Raw genomic sequence first — 17,334 nt, forward strand, 5'->3', positions numbered from 1 at the left:
AATGAAAATGACGACAGAAGAGGCTTTCATCAAAGTCCTGCAGATGCACGGTATCGAGCATGCGTTTGGAATTATCGGTTCGGCCATGATGCCGGTGTCCGATCTGTTCCCCAAGGCCAGGATCAGTTTCTGGGATTGCGCGCATGAAACCAATGCTGGCCTCATCTGCGACGGCTATAGCCGCTCTACCGGCAAGATGGCGATGGCTATTGCGCAGAACGGTCCTGGCGTCACCGGTTTCGTCACCGCGGTCAAGACGGCCTATTGGAACCATACGCCGATGCTGCTGGTGACCCCTCAAGCGGCCAACAAGACCATAGGCCAGGGCGGGTTCCAGGAAGTCGCTCAGATGGCTCTGTTCGAGGACATGGTGTGCTATCAGGAAGAAGTGCGCGACCCTTCACGCGTCGCCGAAGTCTTGAACCGTGTGATCAGCAAGGCGTGGCGCGGATGCGCGCCAGCCCAGATCAACGTCCCTCGCGATTTCTGGACGCAGGTCATCGATATAGACCTGCCGCAAATTGTTCGCCTGGAACGGCCATCGGGCGGAAAGGTGGCGATCGCAGAAGCCGCGAGGCTTTTGTCCGAAGCCAGGTTTCCGGTCATCCTCAATGGAGCCGGCGTCGTGATCGGCGAGGCTATTGCCGAATCAGTCAAACTTGCCGAGCGTCTCGACGCGCCTGTTTGCTCCGGCTATCAGCACAATGACGCATTTCCCGGCAGCCACCGCCTGTCGGTTGGGCCATTGGGCTATAATGGTTCGAAGGCCGCGATGGAATTGATCGCCAAGGCCGATGTGGTCTTGGCGCTGGGCACTCGCCTCAATCCGTTCTCGACGCTACCCGGATATGGCATCGATTATTGGCCGAAGCAGGCGAAGATCATTCAGGTCGATATAAACTCCGACCGCATCGGTCTTACCAAGAAGGTGAGCGTTGGTATTTGCGGCGATGCAAAGCAGGTCACGCAACAGATATTTGAGCAGCTTGGCGCAACGGCAGGCGACGCCGGCCGCGAGGAACGCAAGGCGCTGATCCACCAAAGCAAATCCGCATGGCTGCAACAGCTTTCCTCGATGGATCACGAGGATGATGATCCAGGTACCAGATGGAACCACGAAGCTCGTAGCCGTGAAAGCGATCTGATGTCACCGCGTCAGGCGTGGCGGGCTATTCAGGTTGCGCTTCCCAAGGAAGCCATCGTTTCCACCGACATCGGCAACAATTGCGCCATCGGCAATGCTTATCCGACTTTCGAGAATGGACGGAAATATCTTGCACCCGGTCTGTTCGGCCCCTGCGGTTACGGATTTCCGGCAATCATTGGTGCCAAGATCGGTTGCCCGGACGTCCCGGTCGTTGGCTTCGCAGGCGACGGTGCCTTTGGTATTTCGATGAATGAAATGACTTCGATCGGGCGCAAGGAGTGGCCCGCCATTACCATGGTTGTGTTCCGCAACTTCCAGTGGGGGGCGGAAAAGCGCAACACCACGATCTGGTACGACAACAATTTTGTCGGCACCGAACTGAACCGTGACTACAGCTACGCCGACGTGGCCAAGGCTTGCGGATTCGAAGGTGTTTCCGCCAGAACGCAGGAAGAAGTATCAAACGCCTTGCGCAAGGCCTGTGAAGATCAGGCGAAGGGCAAAACGACACTGATCGAAGTGATACTCAACCAGGAACTTGGTGAGCCTTTCCGCCGGGACGCCATGAAAAAGCCCGTCATGGTGGCTGGCATTGATCCGACTGACATGCAGCCACAATCTGGCGCGTAACAAACATTCACAAGCGGAGGCCGCGAATGCCGCCTCCGTTCACCGCCAGAAACGATGACATGAATGACGAAACAAGAGACATCGGGAGAGACTTCGACCTCACCACCTGAGACATTCACGCGCGCAAGCAGCATACAGAGATGAACGGGGTCAAGAAATGTCAGCGGGATAGACAAGGTGATTTCGAACGGCGACTATCATGCCAGCCAGTTCATCAGCAGTTCAGTCTTTTCTAAAGATAATTCGCCCCAGCCAACCGGTTACCATGGCCAGGCTCACCGAAAGCAGACCGTAGAATAGGCCGTGATTGTGCGCGAGACGGAAAACCGCCTGCTCGAAGCCGGACTTGCGGATTTCAAGTTGTGCCGAACTTTCCTTCACAAACAGTCCGCTCTTGAACAGAAATGCGCGCGCCTTATGCGTGCCCACCTGCACGTCGGGCGCTAACCGAACGGTTGCGCGAAACAGATTTTGCGACAGGAACTGTACGCCGCCGACATTTTCACTATACAGGCCGGCCGCGGATTTGCGTTCGCGTAAAGCGGCCGTAAATTCGTTTATTGTTACCGGACTTTGATTTGGATCGGCCGGCTGCATGTAAATGTTGTTCGCGCCAAGCGACAATTGCTTGTAGCTGACCGGATCCGTAATGTCTTGCATCGGGCGCGTTGTTGCGACGGCATAGGAGGCCGGGACATTTTCGAACGTCTCGGATTCAAGGTTCATCCAGACGCCGAGAACACGATCTTTGCGACGCACCACGATAGGGCGCGCCGGTCCCTCAAGCACGACGATCACGTCGTAGCGCCCCTGGCGCGCAACTTGCGGATCGGCGTCTTCGAGAGAGCCGAAGATGGTCAGGTCGGCCCCGGAAAAGCCCGCGGTAATCGACACATTGTTGGTGGAAAGGCCAATCTGGATGTTCTCCTGATGTGGGGATTGCGCACTTGCAGAAACATGCGCTGCGATCAGCAGGGCAATGGACAGAGCCGTCGATGCCTTGAACCCGGCCATATCAGGTTAGCCCGCTATTGCTGAGCGAATAGAGATTGGGGGTGTCACAAATAGGTCGATGGCCAGGCGGATCGCCACAGCGAGAACCAGAAGCGCCAGCAGGGCACGAAGCTGTTCGCCGCGCAGCCTCTGCCCGGCTTTCGCGCCATATTGAGCGCCTGCTACGCCGCCGACCATTAACAGGAAGGCCAGCATGATATCGACGGTATAGTTGGTGGATGCATGGACAAGCGTGGTGTAGGCCGATGTGAAGATGATCTGGAACAGGGAAGTTCCGATGACGACATTGGTCGGGACGCGCAACAGGTAGATCAAGGCTGGAACCATGATGAAGCCACCGCCGACGCCCATGATCGACGACAGGAAGCCGATGATCGCACCGATGGCGATAACGGGTATGACGCTGACGAAGAGTTTGGAAGCACGAAAGCGCATCTTCAGCGGTAGTCGGTGAATCCAGTTGTGCTGCCCGGGTTTCCTCTGTGTCCCACTTGCACCGCCTCGCGTGGCACGTAGTGCATTGACACTCTCGACCAGCATCAATCCGCCGACACTGCCTAGAAGAATGACATAAAGAAGCGATATGAAGAGGTCGAGTTGGCCCATACTGCGTAATATGGAAAAGACATAGACGCCACCGGTTGAGCCGACTATGCCGCCCGCTAGAAGCACCCCGCCGAGCTTGAAATCGAGCGTACCCCGCTTCATGTGCGACAACGCCCCGGAAAACGAAGAGGCGATCACCTGATTTGCGCCGGTGGCAACGGCGATGGCCGGGGGAATGTTGTAAAAAATCAGCAGCGGCGTGATCAGGAAGCCGCCGCCGACCCCAAAGAGGCCCGACAGGAAACCCACTGCCGCGCCCATGGCCAGCAATACGAAGATATTGACGGAAATTTCCGCAATCGGGAGATAGATGCCCACCCGTCTGTCTCGATTAATTCTGCGCTTTGGCGAATACAGTCCCTGAGCCTGTATAACACCAAAAAGCTAACCTGTTATTGCACCAGCACGAAAAGACTGCGCGATGCGGCCGAAATAAAAGCCATCTCAAGCAGTTAACAGGTAATTTCGCAGAAAAAGCAATCGCGCAAGCGCCAACCTTTTCTCTATTTGCGCGCGAGCAGTGCTTTTACGAGCGATTCATCCACATTGCCGGTTGGCTTCATGTCGTGGTCAGTCTGGAATGCAATGATCGCGTCTTTCGTTCTTGCGCCCATCACGCCATCTGCGGTGCCAGCCGCATAGCCATTTTTGTTGAGAATGAGCTGGATGTTTTTGACCGCCTTCTTCATGTCGATGCTGGCGGTCGTGGTAGGGGCGTCCTGCCATTCCGCGGGCACCTCGAATGAATTGGCAGCCGGATCGAGCGGTTTTGCTTTCCATAGTTCGGTTGCCGCACGTGCACGCTTCAATTGCTCTGGCCGAAGTGCATTCGCAATTTCGTCACGCTTGGCGGCGGCATCCTTGTCCCCACTCTTGGCGACGAGGGCAAACCATTTATATGATTCTTCGAGGTTCTGCGGCAAGCCAACGCCCTTGGCTGTCAGGATGCCAAGATTGAACTGGCTGTCCTTGACGCCGAGTTCGGCTGCCGCCTGGAACCAGCGTGCTGCCGCTTCATTGTCCGCCGCACCATCCGTGGCCATCGCAAAAAGAACGGCCAGGTTATGCATGGCGCTGGCGTTGCCTTGCTCCGCTGCCATTTGATACCAGGTCTTCGCCTTCTGGATATCGCGTTTGACGCCGAGACCTTTCTCATAGAAATTTCCGATGCGGTATTCTGCCGGAGCAAAACCGATATTTGCTGCCTTCTCATACCAGTTCGCGGCTTTCGCCATGTCTTCCTTGACACCACGTGCCTCTGCATAGCGTGAGCCGATCTCGAAAAGCGCCTTGGCATCGCCACTGGCTGCGGCGTCACGCAAAGCCGTCGAACCGACTTCGCTGGGAATGTCGATCCTGGCAACAGTCGGCTTCGCCGGGGAAGCCATCGTGTCAACCGGCTTGGGCATATCGGGTGCCGCATTTGCAACGTCCGTCGATGCGGAATCTGTCGTGTTGGGCTGCATCGTATTTGGATTGCTGGCCAGATCGGAAACATTCGGCCCCTTTACGGCAGCGTCGGAAGCATCGGTGGCGGCAGCAATGTCGTCTTTTGTTTCATCGCCGATCGGTTGCACCTGTTGCGCGGTGCGGGCGGCTGGAGCTTCCATAGGTTTTACGGTCGCCATATCCGCCTTCGGCCCATCTGCAATATCTGCTTGTACGACCTCCTGGGTCAGTTTTGGCGCTTCGTCATTACCTGCCACCTGAACCGGATCAGACAGGAAAGCTTTGCCAAGTTGCAACCCGGCCAATGCTAACATGATCGCGCCTGCTGCCATAAGGATCGGCTTGCGGCGCGCCTTCAAGAGATCACCAATGCGCAGCGCTTTGACCGGGCCGCTGATCGTCGATTGACGCTTCAGCGTTTCGGCCTCGGCTGCGGCGGCCTGGGCAGCACGGCGCGCGGCGGCGATAAAATCTGACTTGGCCGCAGCCGTATCATTGGGTCGAGCCGTCTGGCCGCGTTCATCACGCACCCGCTTCATAATGGCATTCAGATCTGGTGCGCCGGAACCAGGTTCCAGCGGGCGATTGATCTGTGCTGGCTCAAGCGCTTCGTCGAGTTCGACGGCAGGCGCCTCGATACTGGCCGTGGAGCCCGCCAAAACCGCTGCTTCGGCGTCCTTGTTGCCTTTGAATGCGCGCGACAGGCCGCTGAATATGGATTTCTTGCTCTCCGGCTCCTCTTTGCTTTCCGACCGACCAGCTTGAAGCGCAGCCGTGGCGGCCTCCGAGGCTGCTTGCGTCGGTGTCCGCTCGCCGACTTCGCCTTGAATCGTCGCTGCGACCAACTCCTCGCCCTCGCCACTGTCTTGTGGCATCGGCAGGGGTTCGTCCATATCCAATTTGGGTGCGTGTTCCACGGCTATCTTTGCTGGGTGCAGGGCCGGGCGCGAAGCATCACTGTCATCGGAGCTTTCTGCCGCACCGGTTTCAAGAGTTCCAAGGCGATCGACGATCTTCAATAGCGTGTCGTGAATAGCCTCGAATGTCCGTGAATTGCGGTCATCCGAGCGTCGTGTCAGCGTCTCAAGCGTCTTCAAATCATCTGCCAAACCGGTGACCGCCGCCGTGTTGGCGTTGGAACCGGCCATCGATTTCACTGCCGATTCAGCGGCCTCGCGGGCAGCTTCCAATATGGTCTCGCGTGTGCCGGAAATCGAGGATTCGATCTGGCTGAGGCGCGGTCCAATATCCTCGAAGGCCGGTAATGGCACACCGGGTTGTGAAAGATGAGCCGACAGGCCGGAAACCTGTGCCTCCAGGCTGCGGATGAGATCGGGGTCGATGCCCGCGAATTGGGTGGCCGACATGTCCAGCCGGTTCGAGATGTCATCAAGGCGCGATTCAAGGCTGTGGATCGCTGCCTTGCCTTCGCTATTATCAGTGCGCGTTTCCAGTCGTGCCGCAAGCGCCGTGAAGCGGGCATCCATGGCATCCATGATCCCGGTGGTGTCAACGGTATCGTGCGACATGTTCTTGTCGAGACGATCAACGACCTCGTCAAGGCGTTGTTCGAGATCGCGGAACAGCATATTGCCCTGCTCAATCGCATCGCCTTGCCGGCGTTCCATCATGCCCGACAGGACGTCAAAGCGTTGGTCCAACCCCTGAAAGATGTAATCTGCGTCCGGCATTGTCGGCGCATGGTCAATCTTGTCGGCAATCAGTGCGATCTGGCCGGCAAGGCGTTCCATCGCCTGTTCAGGCAATTGACCGCGCGTGGCCAGTTCGTCGACCCGACTCGACAAGGTGTTGAGTCGCTCGATCACCTCACCGGACGGACGGTCTTCGGCAACTTCCTCGATCTGCTGGGCAAGGGAAGCAATACGCTTTTCTATCCGCTCGAATGTTTCTGGATCGAAAGCGTTGGCCTGGGCGGCGACAGTCGATGCAACGATAGCGCGCGAAATTTCGTCCAGCCGCTCGTCGATCACACCAAATGTTTCGCTGCCGCGATTGGTCTGCTGACTGGCAAAATGATCGACGGCACCGGCAAGCGTTCGTACCTTTTCTTCAAGTGAGCGAAGCGACAGCGATTCGGGAAGATTGTTGACGGCATTGCCGATCTGCTCGAGGCGCTCGGTTAGCTTGGTGATGCCGACATCGTCGGTTGGTCTGCCTTCATTGGCTCCGATCCGATCTTCCAGCGCAGTCCAGCGTCGGTCAAAATCATCCCATCTGCGGTCAACGGCCTGAACGCTTTCGTTACTTGCCAGCGTGTCGATAGCTGCTTTGACCTGCTCCAGTTCCAGCCGAAGCATGTTGACGCCTCTGTCGTCATTCTTTTCGGCCAGTGTCTTGATGGAATCGGAAAGCCGTTCAAACTCGGTGCCAAGTTCGGCACCGCCCTTGGCCGGAGATGATGACGTGTATGCCTTCTCAACATCCTTGCGAAGTGCTTCGAATTCACGTTGCAGGCCCGCTGCCAGTTGATTCTGCATTTCGGCTCGCAGACCGCGCAGTTCGCCGGCGATCTTGCCAACCATGGCGACACCATCTTCACGGCCACGCAAGTGATCTATGTCGCGCGCAATGGTTTGATAGTTCCGGTCCAGAGGCGGTGCCGGTTGTGGATTGCGAATCGGATCGTAGCTATGCGCTGGTGCCGCCGTTCGGGGCATCTCCAACGGCTTATCGCCATAGGGGCGCGCGCCGGGATAGTGCGGGGCGGCAGTTTTTGAACTGGTGGCGTTATGAGTAGCTGTTTCCTCGCGGCTCTGCTCCAGCCGTTCCTCGAGTGCCGAGAGCGAATGGTTAAGCTGTTCCAGCGTGGTGTGCGGTCGGCGCTGCCGGCCAGCATTGAGTGAATTGTGATAAGACCGTTTACTGCTCATCGCGACGCCCGCTTTCCGGAAGTGACTGGCCGTGGCCAGAATTTCCTCAAATTTTCAATCGGGATCGAAGGCGACCTGGCGCATGTGCCAGAACGGAAGACTGATTTCCGGGGTTTTCACCCACCTCCGAAAAACCGTGAACAATTCGATACAGGATAAACACGGATGACCGACATGCGCACATTTCCCCTAACGTGGTAAACAAGTTGTTAACCAACCTTAAGAACCTTCAATCTTTGTTCAGAAATGAACGAGAAAACGTCTGCGAGACCTTTTTACGCTGGCTCTTGAATTTTTCAACGGGCTGCTATATCTCTTACGTAAACGTAAGGAACATCACAATTTGTCCCTTGCAAACGAAACCAGTTCGGGAACTGCGTAATCGCTTCCCTTGCGTGACATAACTTTATGCTGCCACGCCTCCATCAGGAAATGTCCATGACCTTGAAATCAATCGTGGCCGCCAAAGCGGCGGCCAATACCAACGTTGTTGTTGACGAAACCGCCACCGAATTTACGCGAATTGGTGAAATGGCCAAAAATTTCGGCGTCACCTTGCGCACTCTGCGCTTCTATGAAGACAAAGGGCTTTTGAAGCCAATGCGTGATGGCGCGATGCGCCTTTACACACGCCGCGACAAGGCGCGTCTGAAATTGATCCTGCTTGGCCGCAAGGTTGGCTTCTCATTGCGCGACGTCAAGCAGATAATGGATCTTTATGACCCATCCGGCACCAATACCAAGCAGCTCAAGGTGACGCTCGGCAAATCCGAAAAGCAGCTTGCACGTCTGCAAAAGCAGCGCGAATTGATTGATGAAGCCATTGATGATCTAGGCACATTAATGACCAATGTTCGTGAGGCATTGACCGAGCCAGTCGCCAAGTTCAGCGCTGCCAACTGACGCCGTTTGCGCGGCGCATTGGCTTGAAGTTCACTGCATGAACCCCTTTAGACGCGATGTGTTTTGGAGCATCGCGTCATTGCGGTTGCAGAGAAAAATTGCCGGTTTAAAAAATTGACGTTTACGCAAACGTCAATTTTTGTTACTCGACTTTCCCAATGATGCCGTGTGCAATCTCGAATGAAACGCGGTGGGCGAAATGTGCAGGTGGAGGAAATATCAATGCCGATCTATACCGCGCCGATCCAGGACACGCTGTTCGTATTGAATGATCTCCTGGGCTATGAGCGCTATTCCAACCTGCCGGGCTTTGCCGACGCCTCGCCTGATGTTCTCGAGGCTATCCTTGCTGAAGGTGCCAAGCTGGCCGAAAATGTCATGCTGCCGCTAAATCGGGTGGGTGATATTGAAGGCTGCAAGCGCGGTGATGATGGATCGGTAACAACGCCTAAAGGCTTCAAGGAAGCGATTGGGCAATACCGCGAAGGCGGTTGGATGGGGTTGGCGGCACCCGCGGAATTCGGCGGTCAGGGCTTGCCCTATGTGCTCCACACCGCCATCGGCGAATATCTGTCCTCAGCCAATATGGCATTGATGATGTATCCTGGCCTCACTCAAGGCGCTATCGCTGCTATTGTGGCGCATGGCTCCGATGAGCAGAAGGCCACGTGGCTGCCAAAGATGATCGAGGGGGTATGGAACGGCACCATGAACCTCACCGAACCGCACTGCGGCACCGACCTTGGCCTGTTGCGGACCAAGGCTATCGCGAACGGTGATGGCACCTATAAGATTTCCGGCCAGAAAATTTTCATTTCGGCCGGCGAACACGACCTTGCCGATAATATCGTGCATCTGGTGCTGGCCCGCATTGAGGGCGCGCCAGAAGGTGTCAAAGGCATCTCCTTGTTCATCGTGCCGAAATTCGATTTGGACAGTGACGGCAATACCGGCAAACGCAATAATGTTTCCTGCGGCTCTCTCGAAGAGAAAATGGGCATTCATGGCAATGCCACCTGCGTCATGAATTATGACGAGGCCACAGGCACCCTGCTTGGTGAAGAAAACGGTGGTCTGAAGGCGATGTTCGTGATGATGAACGAAGCACGCCTCGCCGTTGGACTTCAAGGTCTTTCAATCGCCGAGGCCGCCTATCAGAATGCCGCAGCCTATGCGCGTGAGCGGCTTCAGGGGCGCTCACTTTCCGGGCCGAAAAACAAGGATGGCAAGGCCGATCCGATCATCGTCCATCCCGACATCCGTCGAAACCTGATGACCATGCGCGCATTCAATGAGGCAAGCCGGGCATTGCTATTATGGACGGCGCTGAAGTCCGATATCGCTCATCGCTCCAGTGATGAAAAAGAGCGGGGGGCGGCCGATGACTATCTTGGTTTGATGACACCGGTCATCAAGGGTGTGTTGACCGACAAGGGCTTTGATCATGCCGTGATGGCGCAGCAGGTCTATGGCGGCCACGGTTATATTGAAGAACACGGTATGAGCCAGTTCGTCCGCGATGCCCGTATCGCCATGATCTATGAGGGAGCCAACGGCATTCAGGCGCTTGATCTGGTTGGCCGTAAACTGGCTTTGAATGGTGGTCGTGCCGTACAGGTCTTTTTCAAGGAGGTGGACGAGTTCTGCGAAACGAACCGGGCAACCGAAGCAATGGCACCCTTCACCAAGGTGTTGAAAAAAGGCCTCAATGATCTGCAAACGGCAACCATGTGGCTTATGCAGAATGCCGTAAAGAAGCCTGATAATGCCGGTGCAGCTTCAACCGACTATTTGCATTTGTTCGGCTTGGTTGCGCTTGGCTATATGTGGGCGCAGATGGTGAAAGTATCGCAAGAAAAGCTGGATGAGGGGCTGGAAATGAACCATCCTTCTACGAAAACAAGATTGTCACGGGCCGTTATTTCATGGAACGTGTGATGCCGGAAACGGCCGCACACCTCGCCCGTATTTCTTCGGGAGCGGATACGATGATGGCGCTGCCGGCCGAGGCGTTCTGAGGAGGCTACCGGGCGCTGTTGCAGAGAAGGAATACGGCAAATGACTGCCTCTCCGTCAGATATCTTGTCCCTGCCCAAGCCTGCCTGGGCAAGTGAAGATGTGGCCATGTTGTATGACATGGCGCACCGGTTTATGGCCGACGAAATCGCGCCGCACTACGACGCCTATGAGAAGAACGAGATGGTCGATCGTGCGGCATGGGAAAAGGCCGGGCAAGCTGGGCTGTTGTGTGCCTCAATGCCGGAAGAATATGGCGGTTCGGGCGGTAGTTTTGCTCATGAGAGCGTCATTATTGAAGCGATTGCCCATGTTGGTGTGGACGGATTCGGCATCGGCCTGCACAACTCCATCGTCGCGCCCTACATTCTTCACTATGGCTCGAATGAGCAAAAGAAGAGATGGCTGCCGCGTCTGGCCAGTGGCGAACTGATCGGGGCTATCGCGATGACCGAACCCGGCGCGGGATCAGACCTTCAAGGGATAAGGACGCGCGCTAAAAAAGACGGCAATCACTATCTTATCAACGGATCCAAGACCTTTATCACCAATGGCCAGCTTGCCAATTTCGTCATCGTGGTGGCAAAGACCGATCCTGAAAAAGGTGCCAAGGGCACGTCGTTGATCGTGATTGAAACCGATGAGGTCGAAGGCTTCGAGCGCGGCCGTAACCTCGACAAGATCGGGCTGAAAGCCAACGATACCTCCGAACTGTTTTTCAACGACGTACGCGTGCCGACCGAAAACCTGCTCGGCCACGAAGAAGGCCAGGGCTTCGTCCACCTCATGCAACAATTGCCGCAAGAGCGCCTGCAAATCGGCACAACGGCAATCGCCGTGGCAGAGCGGGCACTGGCGCTCACCATAGATTACGTCAAACAGCGCAAGGCTTTTGGCAAAGCTATCATCGATTTTCAAAACACCCAGTTCAAACTGGCGGAACTGAAAACTGAAATCACCATTGGCCGTGTATTCTACAATGACTGCGTTTCGCGCCACATCGCTGGCGGTCTCGATCCGGTCACGGCGTCGATGGCAAAATACTGGCTTTCAGACCTGCAAGGAAAAGTCGTCGACGAATGCCTTCAATTGCATGGTGGCTATGGTTACATGAATGAGTATCCGATCGCCCGCATGTGGCGCGATGCCCGCGTCCAGCGCATCTATGGCGGTACCAACGAGATCATGAAGTTGCTGATCGGGCGCTCCTTGTGAGCAATCGATCACGAAAGCAAAGGAGTTAAAGATGGCTGACGCTTATGTCTATGACGCGGTGCGCACACCGCGTGGCAAGGGCAAGAAGGATGGGTCGCTGCACGAGGTGCCGGCGGTCAGGCTTGCGGCCAGAACACTTGAAGCAATCCGCGACCGCAACGGTTTGGATACCGGCAAGGTTGACGACATCATTTTCGGTTGCGTCGACCCGGTTGGCGAGGCAGGCGCTGTCATACCGCGTTCGGCAGCCTTCGAGGCCGGTTACGACGACAAGGCGCCGGGAATGCAGATCTCGCGGTTTTGCGCCTCGGGTCTCGATGCTGTCAATTTCGGCGCGGCCAAGATTGCGCAGGGTGCTGATGACATTGTCGTTGCAGGCGGCGTGGAATCCATGTCGCGGGTCGGCATGGGTGCTTCGGGTGGCGCCTGGTACATGGATCCATCTGTCGGCTTGCCGGGCTGGTTTGTCCCGCAAGGCATTTCGGCCGATCTGATCGCGACGAAGTACGGCTTTTCGCGGGACGATGTCGACGCTTATGCGGTAGAAAGCCAGAAGCGCGCCGCGCACGCCTGGGAAAAGGGGTATTTCAAGAACTCGGTCATTCCGATCAAGGACCAGAATGGGCTGACCATTCTCGACCATGACGAGCACATGCGACCCACCACCGACATGCAGTCGCTGGCGGCGCTCAATCCATCCTTCGTCATGCCGGGCGAGATGGGCGGGTTCGACGCGGTTGCCGTGCAAAAGCACCCCGAAGTGGAGGCGGTCAATCACGTTCACCATGCGGGTAATTCATCCGGCATTGTCGATGGTGCCGCGGCCATCCTCCTTGGCTCCAAGAAAGCCGGCAAGACACTTGGCATGAAACCACGCGCACGTATCAGAACATTTGCAAACATCGGCTCGGAACCGGTGCTGATGTTGACAGGCCCAGTCGACGTCACTGAGAAACTATTGAAGCGCGCCAAGATGAAACTGTCGGATATCGACCTGTTCGAACTGAACGAAGCATTCGCTTCCGTGGTGCTGCGCTATATGCAGGCGTTCGATATTCCTCACGACAAGATCAACGTCAATGGCGGAGCCATCGCCATGGGCCATCCACTTGGTGCAACCGGCGCAATGATTTTCGGCACCGTGCTGGACGAGTTGGAACGGCGAGACCTCAACACGGCATTGGTCACCTTGTGCATCGGCGCAGGCATGGGCACCGCCACCATTATCGAACGCGTCTGATCGGGAGGGCATGACAATGACCTACAAGAACTTCACGTTTGAGACCGACACCGATGGCATTGCGCTCATCACATGGGACATGCCGGACAGGTCGATGAATGTATTCACCGAAGAGGTGATGCGCGAGTTGGACAGCATCGTCGACAGGATCACCGGCGAAGCCGCGATCAAAGGCGCGGTCATAACGTCCGGCAAGGACACTTTTTCGGGAGGCGCCGACATTACGATGCTTCAGAAAACGCTGAAAGCCTTTGCCAAGGACAAGGTCGATAACGTCGAGAAAGCGACGCAAGCATTGTTCGAAACGGCAGGCTACATGACGGGTCTGTTTCGCAAGTTGGAGACATGCGGCAAGCCTTGGGTATCGGCAATAAATGGCACATGTATGGGCGGTGCATTCGAACTTTCGCTTGCGTGTCACGGCCGTGTAGCGGTCGACAATGGCAAGGTCAAAATGGCGCTGCCGGAGGTCAAGATCGGCATCTTCCCCGGTGCGGGAGGTACCCAGCGCGTGCCACGGTTGACTGATCAGCAGCAGGCTTTGCAAATGCTGACATCCGGCCAGATGCTCACCCCGCAAAAAGCCAAGGGCATGGGCCTGATCCATGAGATTGCCGAACCGGACAAGCTGGTTGAAACTGCAAAAGCCATGATCCGCAATGGCTTGAGCGCCGTTGCTCCGTGGGATCAAAAAGGCTTCAAGCTGCCTGGTGGACCGGTCTATTCAATGGCTGGTGCCAATCTGTGGCCAGCCGCAATCGCTATTTTGCGCCGCGAAACGCATGGCAATTATCCGGCAGCGAGCGCCATCCTCAAATGCGTCTATGAAGGTTTACTGGTGCCGTTCGATACCGCATTGCGCATTGAGCAACGCTATTTCACTGAAATCATGCAGACGAAAGAGGCGGCGGCGATGATCCGCTCGCTGTTCGTTTCGCTACAGGAACTGAACAAGGGTGCGCGTCGTCCCGAAGGCGTGCCGGAAACCAAGTTCAAAAAGATAGGTGTGCTCGGTGCAGGCTTCATGGGCGCAGGCATTGCCTATGTCACTGCCAAGGCTGGTATCCCGGTCGTGCTGCTTGATCGCGACATGGCGTCGGCCGAGAAAGGCAAGGCGCATTCTGCGGGCTTGATGGACACGCTTGTCAAGAAGGGCCGCGCCAAGGCAGACGACAAGGACAAGTTGCTGTCACTGATTACGCCAACAGCCGATTATGCGGAACTTACAGGCTGCGACCTCGTGGTCGAGGCCGTGTTTGAGGATTCAGGCGTCAAGAAAAGCGCCACCGAACAGGCTGAAGCCGTTTTGAAATCGTCGGCAATCTTTGCGTCGAACACATCGACAATTCCCATCACCGCCCTGGCCAAAAACTCGGCCCGCCCGAAGAATTTTATCGGTATCCATTTCTTCTCGCCGGTCGACAAGATGATGCTGGTGGAGATCATTCTCGGCAAGAAGACCGGCGACAAGGCGCTTGCCACCGCAATCGATTTCGTGCGCGCCATCAAGAAAACGCCAATCGTCGTCAACGACACGCGTGGCTTCTATGTCAACCGTTGCGTGCTGCGCTACATGTCGGAAGCCTACAAAATGCTGATCGAAGGTGTGCCGGCAGTGATGGTCGAGAACGCGGCCAAAGCTGCTGGAATGCCGGTTGGTCCACTGGCGCTCACCGATGAGACTGCGGTGGACCTTGCCCAGAAAATCATGAAGCAGACGATCCGCGATCTCGGCGAAAAGGCTGTCGATCCGAACCAGATGGCACTCATCGACACGCTGGTCGATACCCATCAGCGCTTCGGGCGCAAGAACGGCAAGGGCTTTTATGACTATCCGGCAAAACCGGCAAAAGAAGCTCTGGCCCGGCCTGAAAGACCTCTATCCGCAAAAGGCTGCCGATACCATCGACTTCGAAGAGCTGAAGCAACGCCTTCTGGTAACGATTGCCCTTGAAGCGGCGCGGGTAATGGAAGAACGAATTGTGACCGATCCGCGCGAGGCCGATGTCGGCTCGATCCTTGCATTCGGGTTTGCCCCTTATACGGGCGGTGCACTGTCATACATCGACGGCATCGGTGTCGCTGAGTTTGTTCAGCTATCCAAGCGTCTGCAGAAGAAATACGGAGCCGAGTTCAAGGTGCCGAAACTGCTGGTCGATATGGCTGCGAAAGGTGAAACCTTCTATCAGCGGTTCGATCCATATGGGGCAAAGCAAGCCATGAAAGCAGCCTGACCCGGTAAGATCAGACAATCGTCAAACCGGTGCAAAATTGTCCGTGGTGTCAAGCCTTGGATGGCGAGGCAGGGCGGATGACGTAGCATCGCCGTCAGGCAAGGATGGAAATTCGTGGAAAAGTGCGCTGCGGATTCTCGTCCGGGATCAAGTAAAACAAACACTTAATGCACGTCGCGTCTAAAGGGATTCATGCAGCGTGCTTTAAGCCATTGTTTTGTGCATGTCGTTGTCTGAAAAACCGCTGCACACTTTTGGGCGACATGCACTAGGCCTGAATATGCCATCGTCATGCTGCGCGTGCCAAACGCTCCGAACTCATGCGATAAGATATGGCTTCGGCAAGATGAATGCGCCCTACCGCCTCACTTGCGTCGAGATCGGCTAACGTCCTCGCCACCTTGAGGACTCGGTGGTAGGCGCGCGCCGAGAAATTCAACTTTTCACTGGCATCCCTGAGCAGGGCCAAACCAGCAGCGTCGGGTTTGGCTATTTCCTCGACGAGCGCCGGTGAACAATGCGCATTGGTCGTGGTGCCGGCAACTCCAAGCCACACGAACCGATCACGCTGAAGATTGCGCGCACGGGCCACGCGAATGGCAACGTCGGCGCTGGTCTCGGCCTTGTTCGGTTGAATCAGATCGCTTGCGGAAACGGCCGGAACCTCGACGCGAAGATCGATGCGATCTAGCAGTGGCCCTGAGATGCGCGCTTGATAGTCGCTTCTACAACGCTCACCACGCGCACAGCGATAGCCCGGCTCCCCCGCCATGCCACACCGACACGGGTTCATTGCAGCAACCAGTTGTATCCGGGCCGGATAGGTAACACGATGGTTCACGCGTGCGATCATGCATTCGCCCGTCTCAAGAGGCTGGCGTAACGCATCCAGTGTCTGCGGTGTGAATTCGGGAAACTCATCGAGAAACAAAACGCCATGATGGGCGAGGGAGACTTCACCCGGTCTGGCGCGTATCCCGCCGCCGACCATTGCCGCCATCGAAGCCGAATGATGAGGCTGGCGAAAAGGCCGGCGATCCGTCAGCTTTCCCTCGGCCAGTTCGCCAGCCACCGAGGCAATCATCGATACTTCCAAAAGCTCTTTCGGGTCCAGCGGTGGCAAGATCGAGGGCAGACGTTGTGCAAGCATCGATTTGCCTGAACCGGGAGGGCCGACCATCAGCAGATTGTGACCGCCAGCCGCAGCCACTTCCAATGCCCGCTTGGCACTTTCCTGTCCTTTGATGTCTGCGAGGTCAGGCAGATTGTTAGCATTTTCGCGGATGCCGGCCTCAGGTCGCGACAGGACTTGCGTGCCACGAAAATGATTGGCCACAGCGATAAGGCTGCGTGGTGCAAGAATGTCAATCTCGCTACCTGCCCAGGCGGCTTCCGGTCCGCAGCCGTGGGGGCAGATCAACCCCCTGCCGTCGGCATTTGCGCCAATGGCCGCCGGCAATGCACCGGCAACGGGTGCGATAGTTCCATCAAGTGACAATTCACCCAGTACGACATAGGACGCCAGCATATCGCCTGGAATGGCACCCAGCGCCGCCATCAAGCCAAGCGCTATTGGTAGATCGTAGTGGCTGCCCTCTTTTGGGAGGTCCGCCGGGGCTAGATTGATGGTGACTTTTTTGGCGGGCATCGAAAGCCCCGATGCGTGAAGTGCCGCCTGCACACGTTCACGGCTCTCGGCAACGGCCTTGTCAGGCAAACCGACGATCGACATACCGACCTTACCAGGTGCAACCATGATCTGGACATCAACAGGAATCGCCTCGATTCCTTGAAATGCCACCGTACGTACACGCGAAATCATTGTGCCCCATGCCCCCGGACGCAGGTGCCACCATCACCCGCTTGTTCATGTCAGTTTTACTGACAGGAAGAACACAACCACACATTGTCGATCAAATCAAGAACAATACAGGAACGAAATAAACGCAGTGGCTGTAATCCGGTTGTAGGTGGTTGTACGCACGGAAC

General features: G+C 56.3%; 8 protein-coding genes and 2 pseudogenes. 6 read left to right on the forward strand and 4 right to left on the reverse strand.

The genetic code is table 11. From position 1 onward, the window contains the following. Position 1: 1 nt before the first annotated feature. Entirely contained in the window at positions 2-1,777 is a 1,776-nt protein-coding gene (xsc, locus tag AC0L7S_RS07390) for a sulfoacetaldehyde acetyltransferase (protein WP_473473739.1), read from the forward strand. A 222-nt stretch (positions 1,778-1,999) separates the two neighbouring features. Here the strand turns inward: xsc and AC0L7S_RS07395 are convergent, their stop codons facing one another. The 3 genes from AC0L7S_RS07395 to AC0L7S_RS07405 form a co-directional block, all read right to left on the reverse strand. After that, positions 2,000-2,791, reverse strand: coding sequence for a TIGR02186 family protein (locus tag AC0L7S_RS07395; protein ID WP_473473740.1), 792 nt, complete (start codon positions 2,789-2,791; stop codon positions 2,000-2,002). Positions 2,792-2,797: 6 nt separating this feature from the next. Next, positions 2,798-3,715, reverse strand: coding sequence for a sulfite exporter TauE/SafE family protein (locus tag AC0L7S_RS07400; protein ID WP_473473741.1), 918 nt, complete (start codon positions 3,713-3,715; stop codon positions 2,798-2,800). Positions 3,716-3,900: 185 nt separating this feature from the next. After that, positions 3,901-7,737: a peptidoglycan-binding protein gene (locus AC0L7S_RS07405; RefSeq protein ID WP_473473742.1), complete on the reverse strand. Its 3,837-nt coding sequence runs from the start codon at positions 7,735-7,737 to the stop codon at positions 3,901-3,903. A gap of 438 nt (positions 7,738-8,175) precedes the next feature. Here AC0L7S_RS07405 and AC0L7S_RS07410 point away from each other — a divergent pair, with 438 nt between their 5' ends. The 5 genes and pseudogenes from AC0L7S_RS07410 (at position 8,176) to AC0L7S_RS07430 (ending at position 15,345) form a co-directional block, all read left to right on the forward strand. Beyond that, positions 8,176-8,640: a MerR family transcriptional regulator gene (locus AC0L7S_RS07410; RefSeq protein WP_473473743.1), complete on the forward strand. Its 465-nt coding sequence runs from the start codon at positions 8,176-8,178 to the stop codon at positions 8,638-8,640. A 222-nt stretch (positions 8,641-8,862) separates the two neighbouring features. Further along, positions 8,863-10,658: pseudogene (locus AC0L7S_RS07415) on the forward strand (acyl-CoA dehydrogenase C-terminal domain-containing protein). A 40-nt stretch (positions 10,659-10,698) separates the two neighbouring features. Continuing rightward, a complete protein-coding gene (locus AC0L7S_RS07420; RefSeq protein ID WP_473473744.1) occupies positions 10,699-11,871 on the forward strand; it encodes an acyl-CoA dehydrogenase family protein in 1,173 nt (390 codons plus the stop codon). A gap of 31 nt (positions 11,872-11,902) precedes the next feature. Beyond that, positions 11,903-13,111, forward strand: a complete 1,209-nt coding sequence (locus AC0L7S_RS07425) for an acetyl-CoA C-acetyltransferase (RefSeq protein WP_473473745.1) — start codon at positions 11,903-11,905, stop codon at positions 13,109-13,111. Positions 13,112-13,127: 16 nt separating this feature from the next. Continuing rightward, positions 13,128-15,345, forward strand: a pseudogene (locus tag AC0L7S_RS07430) (3-hydroxyacyl-CoA dehydrogenase NAD-binding domain-containing protein). Positions 15,346-15,634: 289 nt separating this feature from the next. Here AC0L7S_RS07430 and AC0L7S_RS07435 read toward each other — a convergent pair. Further along, positions 15,635-17,167 carry a YifB family Mg chelatase-like AAA ATPase gene (locus tag AC0L7S_RS07435; protein ID WP_473473746.1) on the reverse strand — a complete coding sequence of 511 codons (1,533 nt, stop codon included), beginning with the start codon at positions 17,165-17,167 and terminating at the stop codon, positions 15,635-15,637. Positions 17,168-17,334 lie beyond the last annotated feature (167 nt).

The organism is Mesorhizobium sp. G2-6-1 (assembly GCF_055809095.1).